Source organism: Brevundimonas abyssalis TAR-001 (assembly GCF_000466985.1).
In the GTDB taxonomy this organism is placed as follows: domain Bacteria; phylum Pseudomonadota; class Alphaproteobacteria; order Caulobacterales; family Caulobacteraceae; genus Brevundimonas; species Brevundimonas abyssalis.
This window is the reverse complement of the sequence record NZ_BATC01000017.1, coordinates 1-17,296: the sequence shown is the minus strand read 5'-3', so window position 1 is coordinate 17,296 and position 17,296 is coordinate 1. Positions and strand designations below refer to the sequence as shown.

General features: G+C 67.1%; 17 protein-coding genes and 3 pseudogenes. 9 read left to right on the top strand and 11 right to left on the bottom strand.

Annotation, left to right across the window (positions count from 1 at the left end):
• Positions 1 to 18: 18 nt before the first annotated feature.
• Positions 19 to 1,144, top strand: a protein-coding gene (gene prfB, locus MBEBAB_RS06465; protein WP_148291455.1) for a peptide chain release factor 2 whose coding sequence is annotated in 2 segments (ribosomal slippage) — positions 19 to 87 and positions 89 to 1,144 — 1,125 coding nt in all. Because the reading frame shifts where the segments join, the coding sequence is not laid out codon by codon here.
• A 19-nt stretch (positions 1,145 to 1,163) separates the two neighbouring features.
• On the opposite strand, the gene MBEBAB_RS06460 is transcribed toward prfB, so the two are convergent.
• The 5 genes and pseudogenes from MBEBAB_RS06460 to tyrS all read right to left on the bottom strand — a co-directional run bounded on the left by MBEBAB_RS06460 (position 1,164) and on the right by tyrS (position 5,296).
• Positions 1,164 to 1,775 carry a bactofilin family protein gene (locus MBEBAB_RS06460; protein WP_021697141.1) on the bottom strand — a complete coding sequence of 204 codons (612 nt, stop codon included), beginning with the start codon at positions 1,773 to 1,775 and terminating at the stop codon, positions 1,164 to 1,166.
• A complete protein-coding gene (locus tag MBEBAB_RS06455; RefSeq protein WP_021697140.1) occupies positions 1,759 to 2,913 on the bottom strand; it encodes a peptidoglycan DD-metalloendopeptidase family protein in 1,155 nt (384 codons plus the stop codon). Before MBEBAB_RS06455 ends, MBEBAB_RS06460 begins: the two co-directional genes overlap by 17 nt.
• Before the next feature lie 224 nt (positions 2,914 to 3,137).
• Positions 3,138 to 3,605 carry a thioredoxin-dependent thiol peroxidase gene (gene bcp, locus MBEBAB_RS06450; protein ID WP_021697139.1) on the bottom strand — a complete coding sequence of 156 codons (468 nt, stop codon included), beginning with the start codon at positions 3,603 to 3,605 and terminating at the stop codon, positions 3,138 to 3,140.
• Complete coding sequence (locus tag MBEBAB_RS06445) at positions 3,595 to 3,951, bottom strand: GIY-YIG nuclease family protein (protein ID WP_021697138.1); 357 nt, start codon at positions 3,949 to 3,951, stop codon at positions 3,595 to 3,597. The genes bcp and MBEBAB_RS06445 overlap by 11 nt, the downstream gene beginning before the upstream one ends.
• 51 nt (positions 3,952 to 4,002) lie before the next feature.
• A pseudogene (gene tyrS, locus MBEBAB_RS06440) lies at positions 4,003 to 5,296 on the bottom strand (tyrosine--tRNA ligase).
• 282 nt (positions 5,297 to 5,578) lie between these two features.
• On the opposite strand from tyrS, the gene MBEBAB_RS06435 reads away from it, so the two are divergent.
• Both MBEBAB_RS06435 and MBEBAB_RS06430 read left to right on the top strand, forming a co-directional pair.
• Complete coding sequence (locus tag MBEBAB_RS06435; protein ID WP_242397110.1) at positions 5,579 to 6,034, top strand: DOMON-like domain-containing protein; 456 nt, start codon at positions 5,579 to 5,581, stop codon at positions 6,032 to 6,034.
• Positions 6,031 to 7,232 (top strand): annotated as a pseudogene (locus tag MBEBAB_RS06430) (exo-beta-N-acetylmuramidase NamZ family protein). Before MBEBAB_RS06435 ends, MBEBAB_RS06430 begins: the two are co-directional and overlap by 4 nt.
• A 3-nt stretch (positions 7,233 to 7,235) precedes the next feature.
• Here the strand turns inward: MBEBAB_RS06430 and MBEBAB_RS06425 are convergent.
• The gene (locus tag MBEBAB_RS06425) at positions 7,236 to 8,519 is read right to left on the bottom strand and encodes an NAD(P)/FAD-dependent oxidoreductase (RefSeq protein WP_021697134.1); all 1,284 of its coding nucleotides are present in this window, start codon (positions 8,517 to 8,519) and stop codon (positions 7,236 to 7,238) included.
• Between the two features lie 191 nt (positions 8,520 to 8,710).
• Between MBEBAB_RS06425 and tatA the strand changes: the two genes are divergently transcribed.
• The 3 genes from tatA to tatC are packed head-to-tail and all read left to right on the top strand — an operon-like array spanning position 8,711 to position 10,400.
• Positions 8,711 to 8,929: a twin-arginine translocase TatA/TatE family subunit gene (gene tatA / locus MBEBAB_RS06420; RefSeq protein ID WP_021697133.1), complete on the top strand. Its 219-nt coding sequence runs from the start codon at positions 8,711 to 8,713 to the stop codon at positions 8,927 to 8,929.
• A gap of 26 nt (positions 8,930 to 8,955) precedes the next feature.
• Positions 8,956 to 9,525 (top strand): Sec-independent protein translocase protein TatB, encoded by a 570-nt coding sequence (tatB, locus tag MBEBAB_RS06415; protein WP_021697132.1) that lies wholly within the window; start codon positions 8,956 to 8,958, stop codon positions 9,523 to 9,525.
• On the top strand, positions 9,522 to 10,400 hold the full coding sequence (tatC, locus tag MBEBAB_RS06410; protein WP_021697131.1) for a twin-arginine translocase subunit TatC: 879 nt from the start codon (positions 9,522 to 9,524) through the stop codon (positions 10,398 to 10,400). The genes tatB and tatC overlap by 4 nt, the downstream gene beginning before the upstream one ends.
• Here the strand turns inward: tatC and MBEBAB_RS06405 are convergent.
• The 4 genes and pseudogenes from MBEBAB_RS06405 to MBEBAB_RS06390 form a co-directional block, all read right to left on the bottom strand.
• A complete protein-coding gene (locus MBEBAB_RS06405) occupies positions 10,397 to 11,458 on the bottom strand; it encodes a patatin-like phospholipase family protein (protein ID WP_021697130.1) in 1,062 nt (353 codons plus the stop codon). The two genes, tatC and MBEBAB_RS06405, sit on opposite strands and share 4 nt — an antisense overlap.
• A gap of 19 nt (positions 11,459 to 11,477) precedes the next feature.
• Positions 11,478 to 12,338 carry a 3-hydroxybutyrate dehydrogenase gene (locus tag MBEBAB_RS06400; protein ID WP_021697129.1) on the bottom strand — a complete coding sequence of 287 codons (861 nt, stop codon included), beginning with the start codon at positions 12,336 to 12,338 and terminating at the stop codon, positions 11,478 to 11,480.
• Positions 12,339 to 12,418: 80 nt separating this feature from the next.
• A complete protein-coding gene (gene yaaA, locus MBEBAB_RS06395; RefSeq protein WP_021697128.1) occupies positions 12,419 to 13,192 on the bottom strand; it encodes a peroxide stress protein YaaA in 774 nt (257 codons plus the stop codon).
• A 64-nt stretch (positions 13,193 to 13,256) separates the two neighbouring features.
• A pseudogene (locus MBEBAB_RS06390) lies at positions 13,257 to 14,659 on the bottom strand (FAD-binding oxidoreductase).
• A gap of 72 nt (positions 14,660 to 14,731) precedes the next feature.
• Between MBEBAB_RS06390 and MBEBAB_RS06385 the strand changes: the two are divergent.
• Positions 14,732 to 15,142: an NUDIX hydrolase gene (locus MBEBAB_RS06385; RefSeq protein ID WP_045318966.1), complete on the top strand. Its 411-nt coding sequence runs from the start codon at positions 14,732 to 14,734 to the stop codon at positions 15,140 to 15,142.
• On the opposite strand, the gene MBEBAB_RS06380 is transcribed toward MBEBAB_RS06385, so the two are convergent.
• Positions 15,126 to 15,719, bottom strand: coding sequence for a nitroreductase family protein (locus MBEBAB_RS06380; RefSeq protein ID WP_045318970.1), 594 nt, complete (start codon positions 15,717 to 15,719; stop codon positions 15,126 to 15,128). The two genes, MBEBAB_RS06385 and MBEBAB_RS06380, sit on opposite strands and share 17 nt — an antisense overlap.
• Positions 15,720 to 15,856: 137 nt before the next feature.
• Here MBEBAB_RS06380 and cysE point away from each other — a divergent pair, with 137 nt between their 5' ends.
• Together cysE and MBEBAB_RS06370 are read left to right on the top strand one after the other, a co-directional pair.
• Positions 15,857 to 16,681 carry a serine O-acetyltransferase gene (cysE, locus tag MBEBAB_RS06375; protein ID WP_045318969.1) on the top strand — a complete coding sequence of 275 codons (825 nt, stop codon included), beginning with the start codon at positions 15,857 to 15,859 and terminating at the stop codon, positions 16,679 to 16,681.
• A 76-nt stretch (positions 16,682 to 16,757) separates the two neighbouring features.
• Positions 16,758 to 16,970: a DUF3126 family protein gene (locus tag MBEBAB_RS06370; protein ID WP_021697123.1), complete on the top strand. Its 213-nt coding sequence runs from the start codon at positions 16,758 to 16,760 to the stop codon at positions 16,968 to 16,970.
• The last annotated feature ends 326 nt before the right edge of the window (positions 16,971 to 17,296 follow it).

Genomic DNA, 17,296 nt, shown 5'->3' with positions numbered 1-17,296 from the left:
CGCTTCGGGAGTGATGCGATGAGACCGGATGTCGAGGCCGCCAAGGCCGACATCGAGCAGAGCCTGGCTCTGCTCAGGAGGCGTCTTTGACTGGGAGCCTGCCCTCCGAAAACTCGACGAGCTGAACGCTCGCGTCGAAGACCCCACCCTGTGGGACAACCCTGACCAGGCCCAGGCCCTCAGCCGTGAACGCTCGCGGCTGGAGACCCAGATCAACGCCGTGCGGGAGATGGAGAACGGTCTGGAAGAGGCCGTCATGCTGTCCGAAATGGCCGACGAGGAAGGCGACGAGGCCACCCTCGAGGACGCCCGCGCCAGCCTCAAGACCATCAAGGACCGCGCCGCCCGCGCCGAGCTGGAGGCCCTGCTGTCCGGTGAGGCAGACGGCAACGATGCCTATCTGGAGGTCAACTCCGGCGCCGGGGGCACCGAGTCCAACGACTGGGCCGGCATGCTGCTGCGCATGTACAGCCGCTGGGCCAAGTCACGCGGCTACGAGGTCGAGATCCAGGAAGAGACCGACGGCGAGCAGGCGGGCGTCAAGTCCGCCACCATCCAGATCTCCGGCCCCAACGCCTATGGCTGGCTGAAGTCTGAGTCCGGCGTGCACCGTCTGGTGCGCATCAGCCCCTTCGATTCAGCAGCCAAGCGTCACACCTCCTTCGCCTCCATCGGCGTCTCGCCGGTGGTGGATGACACCATCGAGATCGACATCAATCCGTCGGACGTGCGCACGGACACCTACCGGGCCTCCGGCGCGGGCGGTCAGCACATCAACAAGACGGATTCCGCCGTCCGCCTGACCCACGTCCCCACCAACACCGTGGTGGCGTGCCAGGCCGGGCGCTCACAGCACCAGAACCGCGAGCAGGCCTGGAAGATGCTGCGTGCGCGCCTGTACGAGCTGGAGCTTCAGAAGCGCGAAGCCGCGGCCCAGGCCCTGGCCGACGCCAGGACCGACATCGGCTGGGGCCACCAGATCCGCAGCTACGTCCTGCAGCCCTATCAGATGGTCAAGGATCTGCGCACCAACGTCGAGACGTCCGACACCGACGGCGTGCTGAACGGCGATCTGGACGCCTTCATGGGGGCCGCCCTGGCCGCGCGCGTGGGCGACAAGCGGGGCGAGGCGGCCGAGGACTGATCGGCCGCCCCTCTCGTGATCAGGCTGAGGTCTTGGCCTGGAACGGCTGGATGGTGTCTTCGCCCGAAGGGGCCGGCGTCGAAGCCTGCGTGGCGCTGGGCGCCGCAGCCGGGGCGGTCGACGAGGTCGATGCGGTCGGGGCCGGCCCGGCCGAAGGCGCGGCGTCGCGGCGGCCCTGGATGCAGCGGCCCTGGAAATAGGCCCCCACGTCAATGGACAGCTGTTCATGGGTGATGTCGCCGTCCACATAGGCGGTGCCCAGCAGCTTGATCTGCTTGCCGTTCACGCCGCCGACGATGCGCCCGCGCACCTCGACGTAATCCGCCGAGACATTGCCCTCGACCGCGCCGGTCTCGCCGACGATCAGGCGGCCGACCCGCAGGTCGCCCTTGACCGTGCCGTCCACCTGCAGGTCGCCGGCGCCGGAGACATTGCCCTCGAAGGTCAGGTCGGCCGACAGGGTGGACAGGCCCTTGCCCGTCGGAACCTGTGACGGCATCGAGGCCGCTTGTTGGGGCGCCGCCGAGGCCGCCGGGCGCTTGGCCTGGCTGGGCGACGGCAGGTCGGGCAGGGGCGGGATCGGCTCTTCCGACCGGAGGGGCTTGGCGGCAGGCTTAGTTTTGTTGAACAATTTGTTCTCCGGCTCTCATGAAGCGGGCGGGATTCTGGGGTCGGCCGTTCATCCACACTTCGTAATGCAGATGCACGCCCGTGGAGCGCCCGGTGGTGCCCATGCCGCCGATCCGGTGGCCGACGGCGACGCGCTGGCCCGGCTGGACGGCGATGGTGTGGAGGTGGGCGAAGCGGGTCTTGAACCCGCCGCCATGGTCGATCTCGACCGTGCGGCCATAGCCGCCGCGCACGCCCGCGAAGGAGACGACGCCCGGCGCCGTGGCCAGGATCGGCGTGTTGCGCGGCGCGGCGAAGTCCTGGCCCTGATGCAGGGCGGGACGGCCGTTGAAGGGATCAAAGCGGACGCCGAAGCCCGAGGTGGTGCGCGCCGCGCCCACCGGACGGTCGAACGGCAGCCGCTCGGCGGCGTCGGCCAGGCTCCGCATGTCGGACAGATTGTGAGCGGCGCTGCGGATGCGCATGGCGAAGGCCTCGTCCACGTCCAGCACGGCGGCCAGGGCGCGCGGATCCCGCGCCTCCACCAGCGGTCCGCCCAGGGCCGTGCCTGCTCCGGCGTAGGCCGAGGGGTTCAGTCCCGCCAGCCGGAAGGCCAGACGCAGGCGCTCGGCGCGATTGTCGGCGAAGGATTCGGCGCGGGCGATCAGGCGTTCCTGATCCGCCTGCACGGCGGCGATGCGGCGAATGGGAGAGTTGGTGTCGGGGTCCAGCGGACGGGCGGGGGCCAGAACCTCTTCCGAGCCGGGGATGCCGTTGAACATGCCCATCACCTGGGTCAGGGCGGCGTGGCGCCGCTCGACCATCTGGGCGGTTTCCTCCAGCGAGCCGGTGGTCGCCGACATGCGCATGACGGCGCTTTCCAGTCGCGCCTGCAGATCGGCATTGACCCGTTCGGAGGCGGCGCGGGTGCGGGCGATTTCCGCCTCGGCCCGGCTTTCGGCCAGGGCGCCCAGCATGAAGCCGCCGCTTGAGATCACCATCCAGCCGCCCAGAACCGTCGCAGCGCCGGCCGCCAGCATCTGCCGCCCGGTGGTCAGCACATAGCCGCGGGTCTCACCGTTGCACCTCAGATAGAGATGCCGTTCCGGAAAGATTCGCTCGATCAGATCCGAGAGCTGAGAAGCGAAGGTTCTAATCATCGGTTAACGTCCCCCAACGCAGGCCGTCGTTATCCGTGAACAGTCACGCTCGTGCAAGGGAGTTCACGCAAAGAACGACGAGGCCCGTCCGGATTTCGCCGCATACGATGCTGACGACGGTTAACTTCGCCTGCTGCGTGTATTTCAGCGAATCTGGACTGGGGTATCGTCGCTATTCCAGCCATTATGAACGCTGACCATGACGACCGTATAAAGGGCGGCGCCTAAGCCCCCTTAACCGCGTCCAGCACCGCTTGGGCGTGGCCGGGCACCTTCACCTTGCGCCAGACCCGCCGCACCTTCCCCTCGGGATCGATCAGGAAGGTCGCCCGTTCGATGCCCATGAACTTGCGGCCGTACAGCATCTTCTCGCCCCACACGCCGTAGCGCTCGCACACGTCGCCGCCGTCGTCGGACGCCAGGGTGACGTTCAGCTCGTGCTTGTCCTTGAACCGGTCCAGCTTCTTCACCGGGTCCTTGGACACCCCCACCACCACGGCGTTGACGCGTCCGAACGCCGTCTTCAGCGCCGAGAAATCCTTGCTCTCGTTGGTGCAGCCGGGCGTGTCCGCCTTGGGATAGAAATACAGCGCCACCCACTGACCCTTCAGCCCGTCCAGGCTCACCTGGCCGCCGTTGTCCGTGGCCATGTCGAATGCGGGGGCTTCCGAGCCTTCGAGGTTATCCGTCATTTTTTACTCCGCTCATCCCCGCGCACGCGGGGACCCAGTCCGACGCATCCTTGAGATCGCCGAGGCGCACCTCATCATACAGGTCACGCCAGTCGGGATTGTTCTCTTCTATCATCTGCACCTTCCAGCGCCGCTTCCATTTCTTGATTTGCCGCTCACGACGGAAAGCGCCGTCTCGGGAGTCATGAACCTCGAACCAGACCAGCTGATCCACGCCATACTGTGCCGTGAACCCTTGGAATGTCTTCGCCTTGTGTTGGCTGACGCGAGCGATGAGATCGTCGGTCGAGCCGGTGTAGAGTGTGCCGTTTCTGCGGCTGGCCAGGGTGTAGGTGTAGAAGGCCACGATCCAGCCTGCTCCGATCTGGGTCCCCGCGTGCGCGGGGATGAGCGGAATTTAGATGGGTTTCACGAGCACGATCTGGCCACGCTTGCCAAGCTTCACCTTGAATGCCCCAACATCGGTATCCACATCGTCGAGACCGAACAACTGGCCCGGATCCTTGATGAGATTGTCATTGATCCAGACGCCCTCATTCTGAATTTTCTTCCGAGCCTGTCCAGTCGAAGGTGACAGCTCGGAAGCCTTGAGAAGGGCTTCCGCCTGTCGCTTCTGGAAGGGACCGCCATGCCGTTCCTGTTCCTCCGGTGTCCCGGCCCAGATGAACTCCCGGGTCGCAGATCGGTTGTCGCGTGACCCTTCTCGAATGCCTCTTCTGATGTCGTGCGTGCTTTCAGCGCTTCGTCAGCCCCGTGCAGCATCGTCGTCGCGGCGTCGGCCAGGGCCTTCTTCCCCTCATTGATCCCGGCGCCCTCCAGGGCCTCGAGCCGCGCGATCTCATCCAGCGGCATGTCGGTGAACAGACGCAGGAACCGGCCCACGTCGGCGTCGTCCACGTTCCGCCAGAACTGCCAGTAGTCATAGGGGCTCAATTGCTCGGCGTTCAGCATACTGCGCCCTGGGCGGTCTTGCCCATCTTGCCGCCGGACGCCGTGGTGAGCAGCGGGGTGGTCAGGCCGAAGGCCGACTTCTGATCCATCCGGCGCACCAGATCGACGCCGGAGGTGATGTTGCCCCACTGATCCGATCCGCCCATCTGCAGCGTCACGTTCAGGCGGCGGTTCAGCTCCAGGAAGTCCACCGACTGCATCAGCATGTAGTTGAACTCGAGGAAGGTCATCGGCTGTTCCCGTTCCAGCCGCAGCTTGACCGAGTCGAAGGCCAGCATCCGGTTGATGGTGAACTGCGTGCCGTACTCGCGCAGGAATTCCACATAGCCGAACTTCGACAGCCACTCGTCGTTGTCGATCATGACCGCGTCGGTCGGACCGTCGCCGAAGGTCAGGAATTTCTCGAACACCGTGCGGATGCTGGCGATATTGGCGGCGATGTCAGCGTCGGTCAGCTGGGGGCGCGAGGCGTCCTTGCCGGTGGGGTCGCCCACCTTGGTGGTGCCGCCGCCCATGACCACTACAGGCCGGTGCCCCGCCTGCTGCAGTCGACGCAGCATCATGATCTGGATCAGCGATCCCACGTGCAGCGACGGCGCCGTCGCGTCGAATCCGATGTAGCCGGTGACCACGCCCGACGCCGCCGCCGCATCCAGTTCGACCGGATGGGTGATCTGGTGGATATAGCCGCGCTCGGACAGCGTCGTGAGAAAATCGGACTTGAAGGCGTGATCGGTCATGTTCGAAGCGGCTTGAGCATAGGGGAGCAGGGCCTGTAGCACGACGCGCCCGCATCTTTGAAGGTAATGAGTTTTCACCCCCCTGTTTCAGGGCATGTTAAATTGGGCGGCTGGAGCGTGCGCCCCCCATCTGAGACAGGGACCGCCGAACCGGGGGAGGGGATCATTTCAGACTATTCGGACTATTCAGACCCTGTTTTTTCCGGCCCGGAGTCTGAAATCACAGTCGCGCTGGTCCCGCACCCGTCAACGCCGTCGGCAGGGCGGCAGGTCCAGGTCCAGGTGCGCCGCAGGGGCGGCGTCCTCAGCCTCGAATACCGGGTGACCGGTCTGATCGCCGCCCTGCGCCTGCCCGAGCCCTCGGGGCGGGCGCGGGCCGACGGCCTGTGGCGCACCACCTGTTTCGAGGCGTTCGCCGGCCGTAGCGAGGGCTATGCGGAATACAATCTTTCGCCCTCCGGCGCCTGGGCGGCCTATGGCTTCGACGCCTACCGCGAGGGCATGGCGCCGCTTGAGCAGCCCGCGCCGATCATCGTGACGCGCCAGACGCCCGAGACCGTCGTCCTCACCGCTGATGTCGTTCTGCCGCCCGACGCCGACGGCCGGATCGGGCTGACGGCGGTGATCGAGACCCTGGACGGCGCGACCAGCTACTGGGCGCTGGCGCATCCGGCGGAAAAGCCCGACTTTCACCATCCCGACTCATTCATCCTGATCTTGCCCGAGACCTCCGCATGAAATTCGGCCTCGACCGCCTGCTGTCCGATCCCGACCTGCGCCGCGACCTGAAGGGGCGGCGCGTGGCGCTGCTGGCGCACCCGGCCTCGGTGACGGCGGACCTGACCCATGCGGTGGACGCCCTGGCGGCCTGTGACGACATCACGCTGACGGCCCTGTTCGGCCCGCAGCACGGCATGAAGGGCGATCTCCAGGACAACATGATGGAGAGCCCGGACTACCGCGACCCGGTCCACGGCGTTCCGGTGTTCAGCCTCTATGGCGAGGTCCGTCGTCCCAAGGACGAATGGATGGAGACCTTCGACGTCATCCTGATCGACCTTCAGGATCTGGGTTGCCGCATCTACACCTACGTCACCACATTACTCTATGTGCTTGAAGCTGCGCAGAAACATGGCAAGTCCGTGTGGGTTCTGGACCGCCCCAATCCGGCCGGGCGGCCGGTGGAAGGGCTGACGCTTCGTCCCGGCTGGGAGAGCTTCGTGGGCGCCGGCCCCATCCCCATGCGCCACGGCCTGACCATGGGCGAGCTGGGCCAGTGGTTCATCCATCACTTCAGGATCGACGTGGATTATCATGTCATCACAATGGAAAACTGGTCGCCGGATCAGGCTCCGGGGTGCGGCTGGCCGCTGCTGGAGCGCGCCTGGGTGAACCCCAGCCCCAATGCGCCGAACCTCTCCATGGCCCGGGCCTATGCGGGCACCGTCATGCTGGAGGGCGCGACCCTGTCCGAAGGCCGGGGCACCACGCGTCCGCTCGAGCTGTTCGGCGCCCCCGACATCGCGCCCGCGCCGTGATCGCCGAGATGCAGGCCCTGGCCCCCGACTGGCTGGGCGGCTGCGTGTTGCGCGACATGTGGTTCGAGCCCACCTTCCACAAGCATGTCGGCAAGCTGTGCAGCGGGGTCCAGATCCACGTGGACGGCCCGCACTACGACCACGCCGCCTTCCGCCCGTGGCGGGTCCAGGCCCTCGGTTTCAAGGCCATCCGCCGCCTCTGGCCTGACTATGACCTGTGGCGGGACTTCCCCTATGAGTACGCCTTCGGAAAGCTGCCTGTTGACGTCATCAACGGCGGTCCTTCCTTACGCGAATGGGTCGATGACCCCGCCGCCACGCCCGCCGATCTGGACGCGCTGACCACGCCGGACGAGGCTGCGTGGACCGAGGAACGGCGCCCCTTCCTGCTGTACTGAGGCTCAGTGCAGCTTGAGCCGGCCCGAGATGCGGTTGTGCACCAGCCGGGCCAGCGCCAGCACCGCCGTCCGCACCGGCCCCAGAATGCGCCGGTGATGGTCCAGGTGCAGGGACATATAGGCCCAGCGCGCCGTCAGCCCCTCGATGAAGAACCGGTCGCCCAGCAGCCCGCCCATCAACGACCCCGCCGCCTCGTCGTCCCCCAGGGCCACCAGCGACCCCCGGTCGCGATAGACGAAGCTCCTCCCGCCCACCCGGCCCTGAGCATCCGCCAGCAGGGCGTCTGTCAGGTAGTCCGCCTGCTGGGCCGCGGCCTGGGCTCGGGCGGGCAGGGGGCGGCCGTTCGCGCCCGGCGTCTCGGCGCAGTCGCCCATGGCCCAAATCCCCGGCGCCGAGGTGCGCAGGCGGTCGTCGGTGACGAACTGGTTCAGCTTGCCCGTCTTCAGGCCAAAGGCCGTGTTCCGTTCGTCCGCCTTCACCCCCGCGGCCCAGACGACCAGGTCCGCCGGAACCGGGCCCTGCGACGTGTCCAGCCCGTCGGCGCGCACCCGCTCCACCTTCGCCTCGGTCATGACCCGCACGCCCTTCTGGGCCAGTGCGGCGGACGCCTGATCAGCCACCCGCTCGGGCAGGCCGCCCAGGATGCGCGGCGCCATTTCGACGATCGTGACCTCCAGCCGGAACTGCTGGTCGTGGGCCAGGGCCTCCTGAAACGCGTCATGGGCCTCCAGCAGTTCGGCGGCCAGCTCCACCCCCGTCGCGCCCGCCCCGACGATGGCGATCCTCAGCACGCGCTCATCGGAAAAAGCCGTGGCCATGAAGGCGGTGGTCAGGCGCTTCTGGAATTCCCGGGCGTCGTCGGTGTCCTCCAGCATCCGGGCGTGCTCGGCGGCCCCGGGCGTGCCGAACAGGTTCGATCCGCTGCCGGTGGCCAGCACCAGCCGCTCGAACCCGACGACCCGCTCCGGCACGATCACCCGCCCATCCTCGTCGCGCATGTCCGTCAGGGTCAGGCGTTTCGCGTCCGGATCCAGGGCCGCCATGTCGCCCAGGCTGAATTTGAAATGATTGCGGCGCGCCAGCATCGGGTAGGACAACCCCTCCTGGTGCGCATCAAGCGTGCCCGCCGCGATCTCGTGCAGGCTGGGTTTCCAGATGTGAAGCGGAGTCCGGTCGATCAGCAGCACCCGGCGCGGCCCCTGCCGCCGCCCCAGCCTGCGGCCCAGTTGCGCCGCCAGCAACAGCCCGCCGGCGCCGCCGCCGACAATCACGAAATCCGCATGCATTGAGGCCCCCGTTGTCCGCTTGTCTCAGGCCATTTAACGCACGCCTCGCCGGTCGGTGCGATCCGAACCGGGATAATATGCCGCGACCGTGCGATGGATTTCTTGGCTTGCCCCCGGCCGATGCCCTATATGGTCGCCTGTAGTTCGCGTCGGCATACCGCCGCCGCTTTCGGATTCAGAGACGAGACCTCATGCAGCCCGGCATCTGGCAGATAATCATCATCGCGGTCATCGTGCTGCTGCTCTTCGGCGGCCGTGGCAAACTGTCCGGCCTGATGGGCGACGCCGCCAAGGGCATCCGCGCCTTCAAGGACGGTCTGTCCGGCGGCGACGATGACAAGAAGTCGAACGAGACCCCGGCCGGCGCCCTGCCGCGCACCGAGGCCGAAAAAGACGAAGCTCCGCGCTGACCGCGTTCGCGGAGAAGGCTTGATTCATGGGCGGTCTGGGCCCCGGCATCGGCGCCACCGAACTTCTGGTGATCGGCATCATCGCGCTGCTCGTGGTGGGACCGAAGGACTTGCCGCTTCTCATGCGGCGGGTGGGTCAGTTCATGGGCAAGGCGCGCAGCATGGCCGCCGATTTCCGCGCCAGCTTTGACGAGATGGCGCGCCAGTCCGAGCTGGACGAGCTCCGCAAGGAGGTCGAAGCCCTGCGCACCGGCCAGATGGCCAAGCCCCTGGGCGCCGAGACCGAAGCCACCTTCCGCCAGATCAGCGACGACCTGAACAAGCCGGTCGTGCCCACCAGCTACGGCGCTTCCGATCCCCCCGCCCAGCCCGCGCCCCCGGCCATTCCGGCGCCTGTGGTGACCGAACCGGCCGAGCCCTCCACTGCAGCCGTCACGAATGCGAAGGTCTCGGGCGCCTCCAAGGCCGCCACCAAGGCCAAACCCAAACCCTCGACCGCCAAGGCTGCTGCTGCCACGACCGCCGACACGAAGCCTGCCGGCGCCGCGCCGCGCCGCAAGCCCGCCGCCAAGACGACCTCGAAGGCCGGATCATGAGCCGCCCCGAGGACGAAGAAGCCGACATCGAATCCTCGCGTGCGCCGCTGCTGGAGCACCTGACCGAGCTGCGCAGCCGCCTGCTGGTCTGCGTCGCCGCCTTCATCCTCGGCTTCATCCTGTGCTTCGCCTTCGCCGGGCCGCTCTATGTGTTTCTGGTCAAGCCGTTCGCCGCCGCCTTCGCCCTGCATGAGGTGTCAGGCGGGGAGGGAGTGTCACCGATCGATCTGATCCTGGCCACGGCCGGGATCACGCCTCTGCCGGAGGGTGGATCGGCCGTGGGCCTGATCTCCACGGCCCCGCTGGAGTTCCTGATCACCAAGATCAAGCTGGCGGCCTTCGGCGCCATCGTCATCACCTTCCCGATCCTGGCCTGGCAGGTCTACGGCTTCGTGGCGCCGGGCCTCTACCGCAACGAGCGCAAGGCTTTCCTGCCGTTCCTGCTGGCGGCGCCTATCCTGTTCCTGATCGGAACGGCGATGGTCTATTTCATCATGCTGCCCTTCGTCATGTGGTTCTCGCTGAGCCAGCAGATCGCCACCGCCGAGGTGTCAGTGGCCCTGATGACGCGGGTCTCGGACTATCTGAACCTGGTCACGGCCCTGCTGCTGGCCTTCGGCCTGTGCTTCCAGCTGCCGGTGGTCATGACCCTTCTGGGCCTGGCCGGCATCGTCAACGCCGAAGCCCTGTCGAAAGGCCGCAAATACGCCGTCGTCGGCATCTTTGTCGTGGCGGCCTTCGTCACGCCGCCGGACCCCATCAGCCAGGCCATGCTGGCGATCCCTCTGATCGTGCTCTACGAGATCTCGATCTGGTGCGTGCGCTTCATTGAAACGCGCCGCCGCCGCGAGGATGAGGCGGCCGCAGCGGCCTAGGCATGGAGCGATAGAAACCGCTTCATGTCCATGCTGGACCGCTCGCCGACGGCGGGCAGGCAGTTCTCCAGCCAATGGTCCGCCGCCTCCCTTCCCCGCGCCTTCAGGTCCAGCAGGAAAGTCCATTCGGTGTTGAACTTGGAGCCCAGCGACAGGTCATCCAGATGCCCGTCCGCCGACACGGCGTGTAGCAGCATGTGGCGATAGCGGCCCCGCGCCGTCTCGGTCAGCTGGCCTTCTTCTATCAGCTCCTGCACGAAGGCCACGGCGCGCAGCTCTGCGGTGAGGGGCGCGTTGAAGGCGATCTCATTCATGCGGTCCATGATCTCGCCCGGCGCCTTGGGCGTGTCGTCCCGCTCGAACGGGTTCAGCGGCAGCAGCAGAATGTCGTCGGGCGTGTCGTCATAGAACAGCGGCCACAGCGCCGGGTTAGCCAGATAGCCGCCGTCCCAGTAAGGCTCGCCGTCGATGGTCACCGCCTGGAACAGGTGGGGCAGGCAGGCCGAGGCCATCAGGACCTCGTCGCTCATCTCGTCTGATTTGAAGATGCGCGCCCGCCCGTGCTTCACCGCCGTCGCCGACACGAAGAACCTGATCGGCGAGGCCCGCACGGCCTCGAAATCAATCGAGGCGTCGAGAACCCGCTTCAGGGGGTTCAGGTTGAAGGGGTTGAACTCATAGGGGCTGGACGACATCGCCATGGCCTTGAACGAGCGCCAGAAGGGCGTCTCCTTCAGCCAGCCGGGATTGGTCATGGCGTTCCATACGCCTCTGTCGCCAAAGACGTTGCGGCCGCCGGACTGGTTCATCTCGCGCCAGAGCTTGTCCAGGGCCTCGCGGGCGCCGTCCCGCCCGTTCGCCGCCATGCCGGAAATCAGCGCCGCACCGTTCATGGCGCCGGCAGAGGCGGCAGTCACCGCCTTGATCTCCAGACGCCCGTCCTCGAGCAGGCGGTCCAGCACGCCCCACTGGAACGCGCCGTGGGAGCCGCCGCCCTGCAGCGCCAGACAGATGGGCCGGAGCCGGTTCGGATCGGAGGGCTTCTTCCGCTTCAGCAAGCTGGTCCCTCCGGGGCTGTCACTGGGCGGTCCAGCCGCCGTCGATGGAGAAGCTGGCCCCGTTGGCCGAGGCTCCCAGATCGCTGACCAGATACAGGAAGATGCCCGCCAGTTCGTCGGTGGTCACGAACCGCCGCGTGGGCTGGGATTTCAGGATCACCTCGGCCAGCACCTTCTCGCGCGGAATGCCGCGGGTGCGGGCCTGGTCGGCGATCTGCTTTTCGACGATCGGGGTTTCGACGAAGCCCGGGCAGATGGCGTTACAGGTGATGTTCTGCTCGGCCAGCTCCAGCGCCACGGTCTTGGTCAGGCCGATGACCCCGTGCTTGGCGGCGACATAGGCGGACTTGTAGGGGCTGGCCACCAGCCCGTGGGCCGAGGCCACATTGATGATCCGCCCGCGCCCCTGCGCCTTCATGATCGGCACCGCAGCCCGGGTGGCATAGAAGGCCGACGACAGGTTGATGGCGATGATCTGCTCCCACTTGTCGGCGGGAAATTTGTCGATGGACTCCACGTGCTGGACGCCCGCGTTGTTCACCAGAATGTCCAGACGGCCCAGATCGTGCTTGGCGAAGGCGACCATGTCGGCCACTTCGCTGCCGTTGCGCATGTCGGCGGCGTGATAGCGGACCTTGACCCCGTAGGCGGCCTCCATGCCCGAGCGGGTGCGCTCGATCTCGGCCGGATCGCCCAGGCCGTTCAGCACCACGTCGCCGCCCCGCGACGCCACCGCGCGGGCCAGCGCCAGGCCGATGCCGGACGTCGAACCCGAGATCACCGCCACCTGACCTTTCAGGTCATTGACGTCGGGGTTGTACGGGCGCGGCGTGTCCTTCGCCGTGTCAGAGCCGGAGATGCCTTTCAGCCACTGGAACATGCGGGGTCTTTCATCCTGCCGGCGAGTCACCGGTTCTTCAGGTCAATCTAGCGGCAGTCTGCGCTGGTGGCGACAGGGTGTCAGGATTTTCCCGATCTGATGAATATCCATTCGTTGTCACTGGACGCCGCCTTGTCGAATCCATAGCCCTCGAGATCGAAGCCCTTCAGGTCCTCCGCACGCTCGACCCGGTTGTCGATCGCCCACCGCGCCATCAGGCCTCGCGCCTTCTTGGCGAAGAACGAGATGATCCGGCTTTCGCCGTCACGCACTTCGCGGAACTGGGGCGTGACCACAGGCAGTTTCAGGGCTCGCGCGTCGACGGCGCCGAAATATTCCTGGCTGGCCAGGTTCACCAGCGAACTGTCCGTCTGACCCTCGGCGTCGGCGTTGAGCCGCTTGGCGATGCGATCGCCCCAGAAATCGTAGAGGTTCGCGCCCCGCTTGGTGCGCAGCCGTGTGCCCATCTCCAGACGATAGGGCTGGATGGCGTCCAGCGGGCGCAGCAGGCCGTAGAGGCCCGACAGGATGCGCAGGTGATCCTGCGTCCACGCCAGCGCCTTGTCGTCCAGCTCGCGAGCCTTCAGCCCTTCATAGACATCCCCGGCGAAGGCGAATGCGGCGGGCAAAGAGCCCTCGTCGCTGTCAGGGTCGAAGGCCTGGAAGCGTTGGTGGTTCAGGTCGGCCAGCGGTTGGGAAATGTCCATCAGGCGGCGCAGGTCCGCGCGCGTCAGCTTGCGCGTCACCTTGGACAGTTCGGCGATATCGGTGTCGAAGCGCGGTCGGGTCGGCTGGATCGCCGTCGGGGCTTCGGAATAGTTCAGACGCTTTGCGGGCGACAGGACAAAAAGCAAAGGCACGGCCTCCGGAGGTTTCGGGGCAGATAGGCCGTGCGGGTGACGATTGAAACCTTGACGATCAGAAAAGGACTGACGGGTTCATGATCCGTTGTGGATCGAGCGCGGCCCGCACTGCCCGCATGGCGGCCACCTGGACCGGGTCCTTGTAGCGCAGCGCCTCTTCGGTCTTCAGCCGCCCCAGGCCGTGTTCGGCGGAGATGGAGCCTCCAGTTCGCCGACAATGTCGTGGACGATTCTCGCGCCCTCGTCCTTGCGCGCAGCGAAAGCCTTGGGATACGCACCCACCGGCGGCACCACATTGTAATGCAGGTTGCCGTCGCCCAGATGTCCGAAAGTCACAAGCCGGATGCCCTCGAACTGCGCGTTCAGCGCACCGTGGGCGCGCTCGACGAATTCGGGCAAGGCGGTCAATGGCAGGGACACGTCATGCTTCCACCCGCCGCCCGCCGCTTTCTGGGCCGCCGACATTTCCTCGCGCAGCCGCCAGAACTGCGCCGCCTGCGTCGCGTTCTGGGCCATGGCCGCGTCCGAGATCAGGCCGCGCTCGAAGGCGTCCCCCAGGATGCGCTCCATGCCCCGCTCGGCCGCCCCCGGTTCGCCCGACACCAGCTCAATCAGCACCGCCCACGGCGTCGGCGTGTCAAGCGGATCGCGGGTGTCGGGGATGTGGGCCAGGCAGATCTCGATGCCCTGTCGGTTCATCAGCTCGAGGCCTCGCGCCCCCGCCGGTTTCGGCCTTGGCCACGGCCAGCAGCTCCAGCGCGGCGGCGGGCGTCTCGAGCCCCACCACCGCCGTGGCCCGCGACCGCATGACCGGAAAAAGCTTCAGCGCCGCCGCCGTGACGATGCCCAGCGTCCCTTCGGCCCCGATCAGCAGATGCTTGAGGTCATAGCCGGTGTTGTCCTTGCGAAGCCGCTTCAGCCCGTGGAAAATCTCGCCGTTGGGCAGCACCGCCTCCAGCCCCAGCACCAGATCGCGCGCCACGCCGTAGCGCAGCACCGCCGTGCCGCCGGCGTTGGTGGAGATGACCCCGCCCACCGTCGCCGTGCCCTCGGCCGCGAGGCTCAGCGGAAAGAAACGGTCGGCGCCGGCAGCGGCGTCCTGCGCCTCCTTCAGCGTCAGCCCGGCCTCCACCACCATCACGTCTTCCAGCGGCAGCACCCGACGCACCGCACGCATGCGGTTCATGGAGATCAGGACCTCGCCGTAGGGAATCTGGCCGCCCACCAGCCGGTGTTGCCGCCCTGGGGGGTGATGGCCACGCCCTCGCGCGCACAGACCGCCACGGCCCGCGCCACCTCCTCGGTCGAACTCGGGGTCAGCAGGATGGGGGTGTTGCCCTCCCACGCGCCGCGCCACTCGACCACGCGCGGCGCGATCAGGTCCGCATCCTGGGTCCAGCCTTTGGGGCCGAGGATGGATTTCAGTTCGTCGATGACGGCGGGGGAGGGTGCGGGCATGGACACGCTTGTCTCAAACCCGCATGGATCAGGAAAGCCAGAATGCGTGATCGCCCGCGTGAGGATTGCTGAATGACCCCTGTGCCCGTCGTCGGCGTGGTGTGCCTCAAGGGCGACCAGGTGCTGCTGATCCGGCGCGGCACCGAGCCCCGTCTGGGGGAATGGAGTCTGCCGGGCGGACGGATCGAGCCGGGCGAGCGGGTTCTGGACGCGGCCCTGCGCGAGCTGAAGGAAGAGACCGGCGTCGACGCGGTCATCACCGGCCTGCTGGCTGTGGTGGACGGCGTCTTCCCTGACCACGACCGGCACTATGTGATGATCGACTACCGCGCCGAATGGACGGGTGGACAGCCTGTGGCGGGTGACGATGCGGCCGAGGCGGCGTTCCATCCCCTCTCGGCGGTGGATGATCTGGTGGCTTGGGAGGAGACGCGGCGCGTGATCCACACGGCCGCGCGCGAGACCCTCAGTCCAGGCGGCTGATCAGGGCGGACAGATCGGGCCGGTCCCGTTCCAGTGGCGGCGCGGCCGGCGTGCCCAGATGGATGAACCCGGCGATGCGCTCGCCAGCCTTTACGCCGAACAGGGCGGTGGCGGCGGGCTCATAGGCATACCAGTCGGTGATCCAGTTGGCGCCGAATCCGAGCGCGTCGGCAGCGTGCAGCAGGTTCATGCACACAGCGCCCGCCGACAGCTCCTGCTCCCACTGCGGTATTTTCTGGCTCTCGACCGGCGTGGCCACCACCATCACGCAGACCGGCGAGGCCCGCAGTTTGGCGAGAACGGCGACGCCCTTGGGATCCGGCGCCATGGGTTCCAGCTCAGCCGCGATCCGCGCCTTGGCCGCCGCGCCCAGGATCACGAAACGCCAGGGGGCCAGCTTGCCGTGGTCCGGTGTTCGGGCCGCCACAGAAATGATTCGCGCGATCTGATCCTCGCCCGGTCCCGGCGCGCCGATGGTCTGGGCGGGGGTCGAGCGCCGGTTCGACAGGCGCTTCAGATAGGCTTCGGACGGTTCGGGGGCGGGCAGGGGCGCGCCGACGGGGGCGTATGGGCTCATGATCAATAGCTAGGCCCGCGTCCTCCGTCGCGCCAGACCCTGAATGCGAGTCGGTCTCATTTTCTCGCTGCGGGCTTTTGCAGGCCGCCGTGGAGGCCTAAGTTCGTCTCGCTCAGGCCCGCGCGAAAGGAATGCTCATGGCGCAGCCACTGGAATTGGTCAGCGACACGCCGTCACGATGGCGGCAATTGCGTGAGGCCGCTGAACAGGCCGCGCGAGACGAGCCGCGCCTGTCATCCATGATGAGCGCCACGATCCTGTCCCATGGCGATCTGGCCAGCGCCCTCAGCTATCAGATCGCGCGCAAGCTGGGCGACGCCGAACTGGGGCCCATGAGCGTGCGCGAGGTCTGCGCCCAGGCCTTCGCCGCCGATCCCGCCATCGTCGCGGCCGCCGGCGCCGACCTTCAAGCGGTGGAGGAGCGCGATCCCGCCATCAAGTCGCTGCTGCAGCCGTTCCTCTACTTCAAGGGCTTCCAGGCCATCCAGGCGCACCGCGTCTCCCACTGGCTGTGGAGCCAGGGGCGCGAAACCCTGGCCTTTCATTTTCAGAGCCGCATGTCGGAATTGTTCCAGGTGGACATCCATCCGGCGGCCACCCTGGGCGCCGGCCTGTTCTTCGACCACGGCACCGGCATCGTCATCGGCGAGACGGCGGTGGTGGGCGACGAGGTGTCCATGCTGCACGCCGTGACCCTGGGCGGCACGGGCGCGGAGCGCGGCGACCGCCACCCCAAGATCGGGCGCGGCGTCCTGCTGGGTGCGGGAGCCAAGGTGCTGGGCAATATCGCTATCGGCGACTACGCCAAGATCGCGTCGGGTTCGGTGGTGTTGAAGCCTGTGCCCGCACATTGCACCGCCGCCGGGGTGCCCGCGCGCCTGGTCAATTGTCCCACCGGCGAACAGCCCGCACGCACCATGGACCACACCCTGGCCGACATAGCCTATGACTTCGTGATCTGATTTCTGTTCAGTGCGTTTGAAAAGCGGCGCGGGCTTCAATAGGGTCCGCGCCTTCAAATCATAGAGGCCGTCCACCGTGAACGACACCGACATCAAGCGCATCGAGACCCATCTGAAGCGCACCTTCAACACCGGCGGAATCAACCTGAAGGCCCGCCCCAAGCAGAACGACTCCGCCGAGGTCTATGTGGATGACGAGTTCATCGGTGTGGTCTTCAAGGACGAGGACGACGACGGTTCGTTCATGTTCGAGATGGCCATCCTGGCCGAGGATCTGCCTCCGGCGTGACCGCCGCGCGCAAGGCATGAAAAAGCCCCGGACGGTCGGACCGTCCGGGGCTTTGTCGTTTCAGGCGCGATTACTTCTTTCCGAAGATCGCGTCGCCCATGCGGGCGAAGAAGCCCTTCTTGGCCGGAGCGCTGCGTGACGACGACGTCGAAGCGGCAGGCGCGGAAGCGGCCGGAGCGGGCGAGGCCGCCGGAGCCGGGGCGGTCTTCGCGCGGGCGCGAGGTGGGACGCGTAGCCGTGATCGTGCGCCGCGGCGCCGTGGACCGGGTCGCCGTCGAACGGGTCGCGGCGGTGGTCTTGGGCTTGGCGGCGAGGTGCGCGCGGCG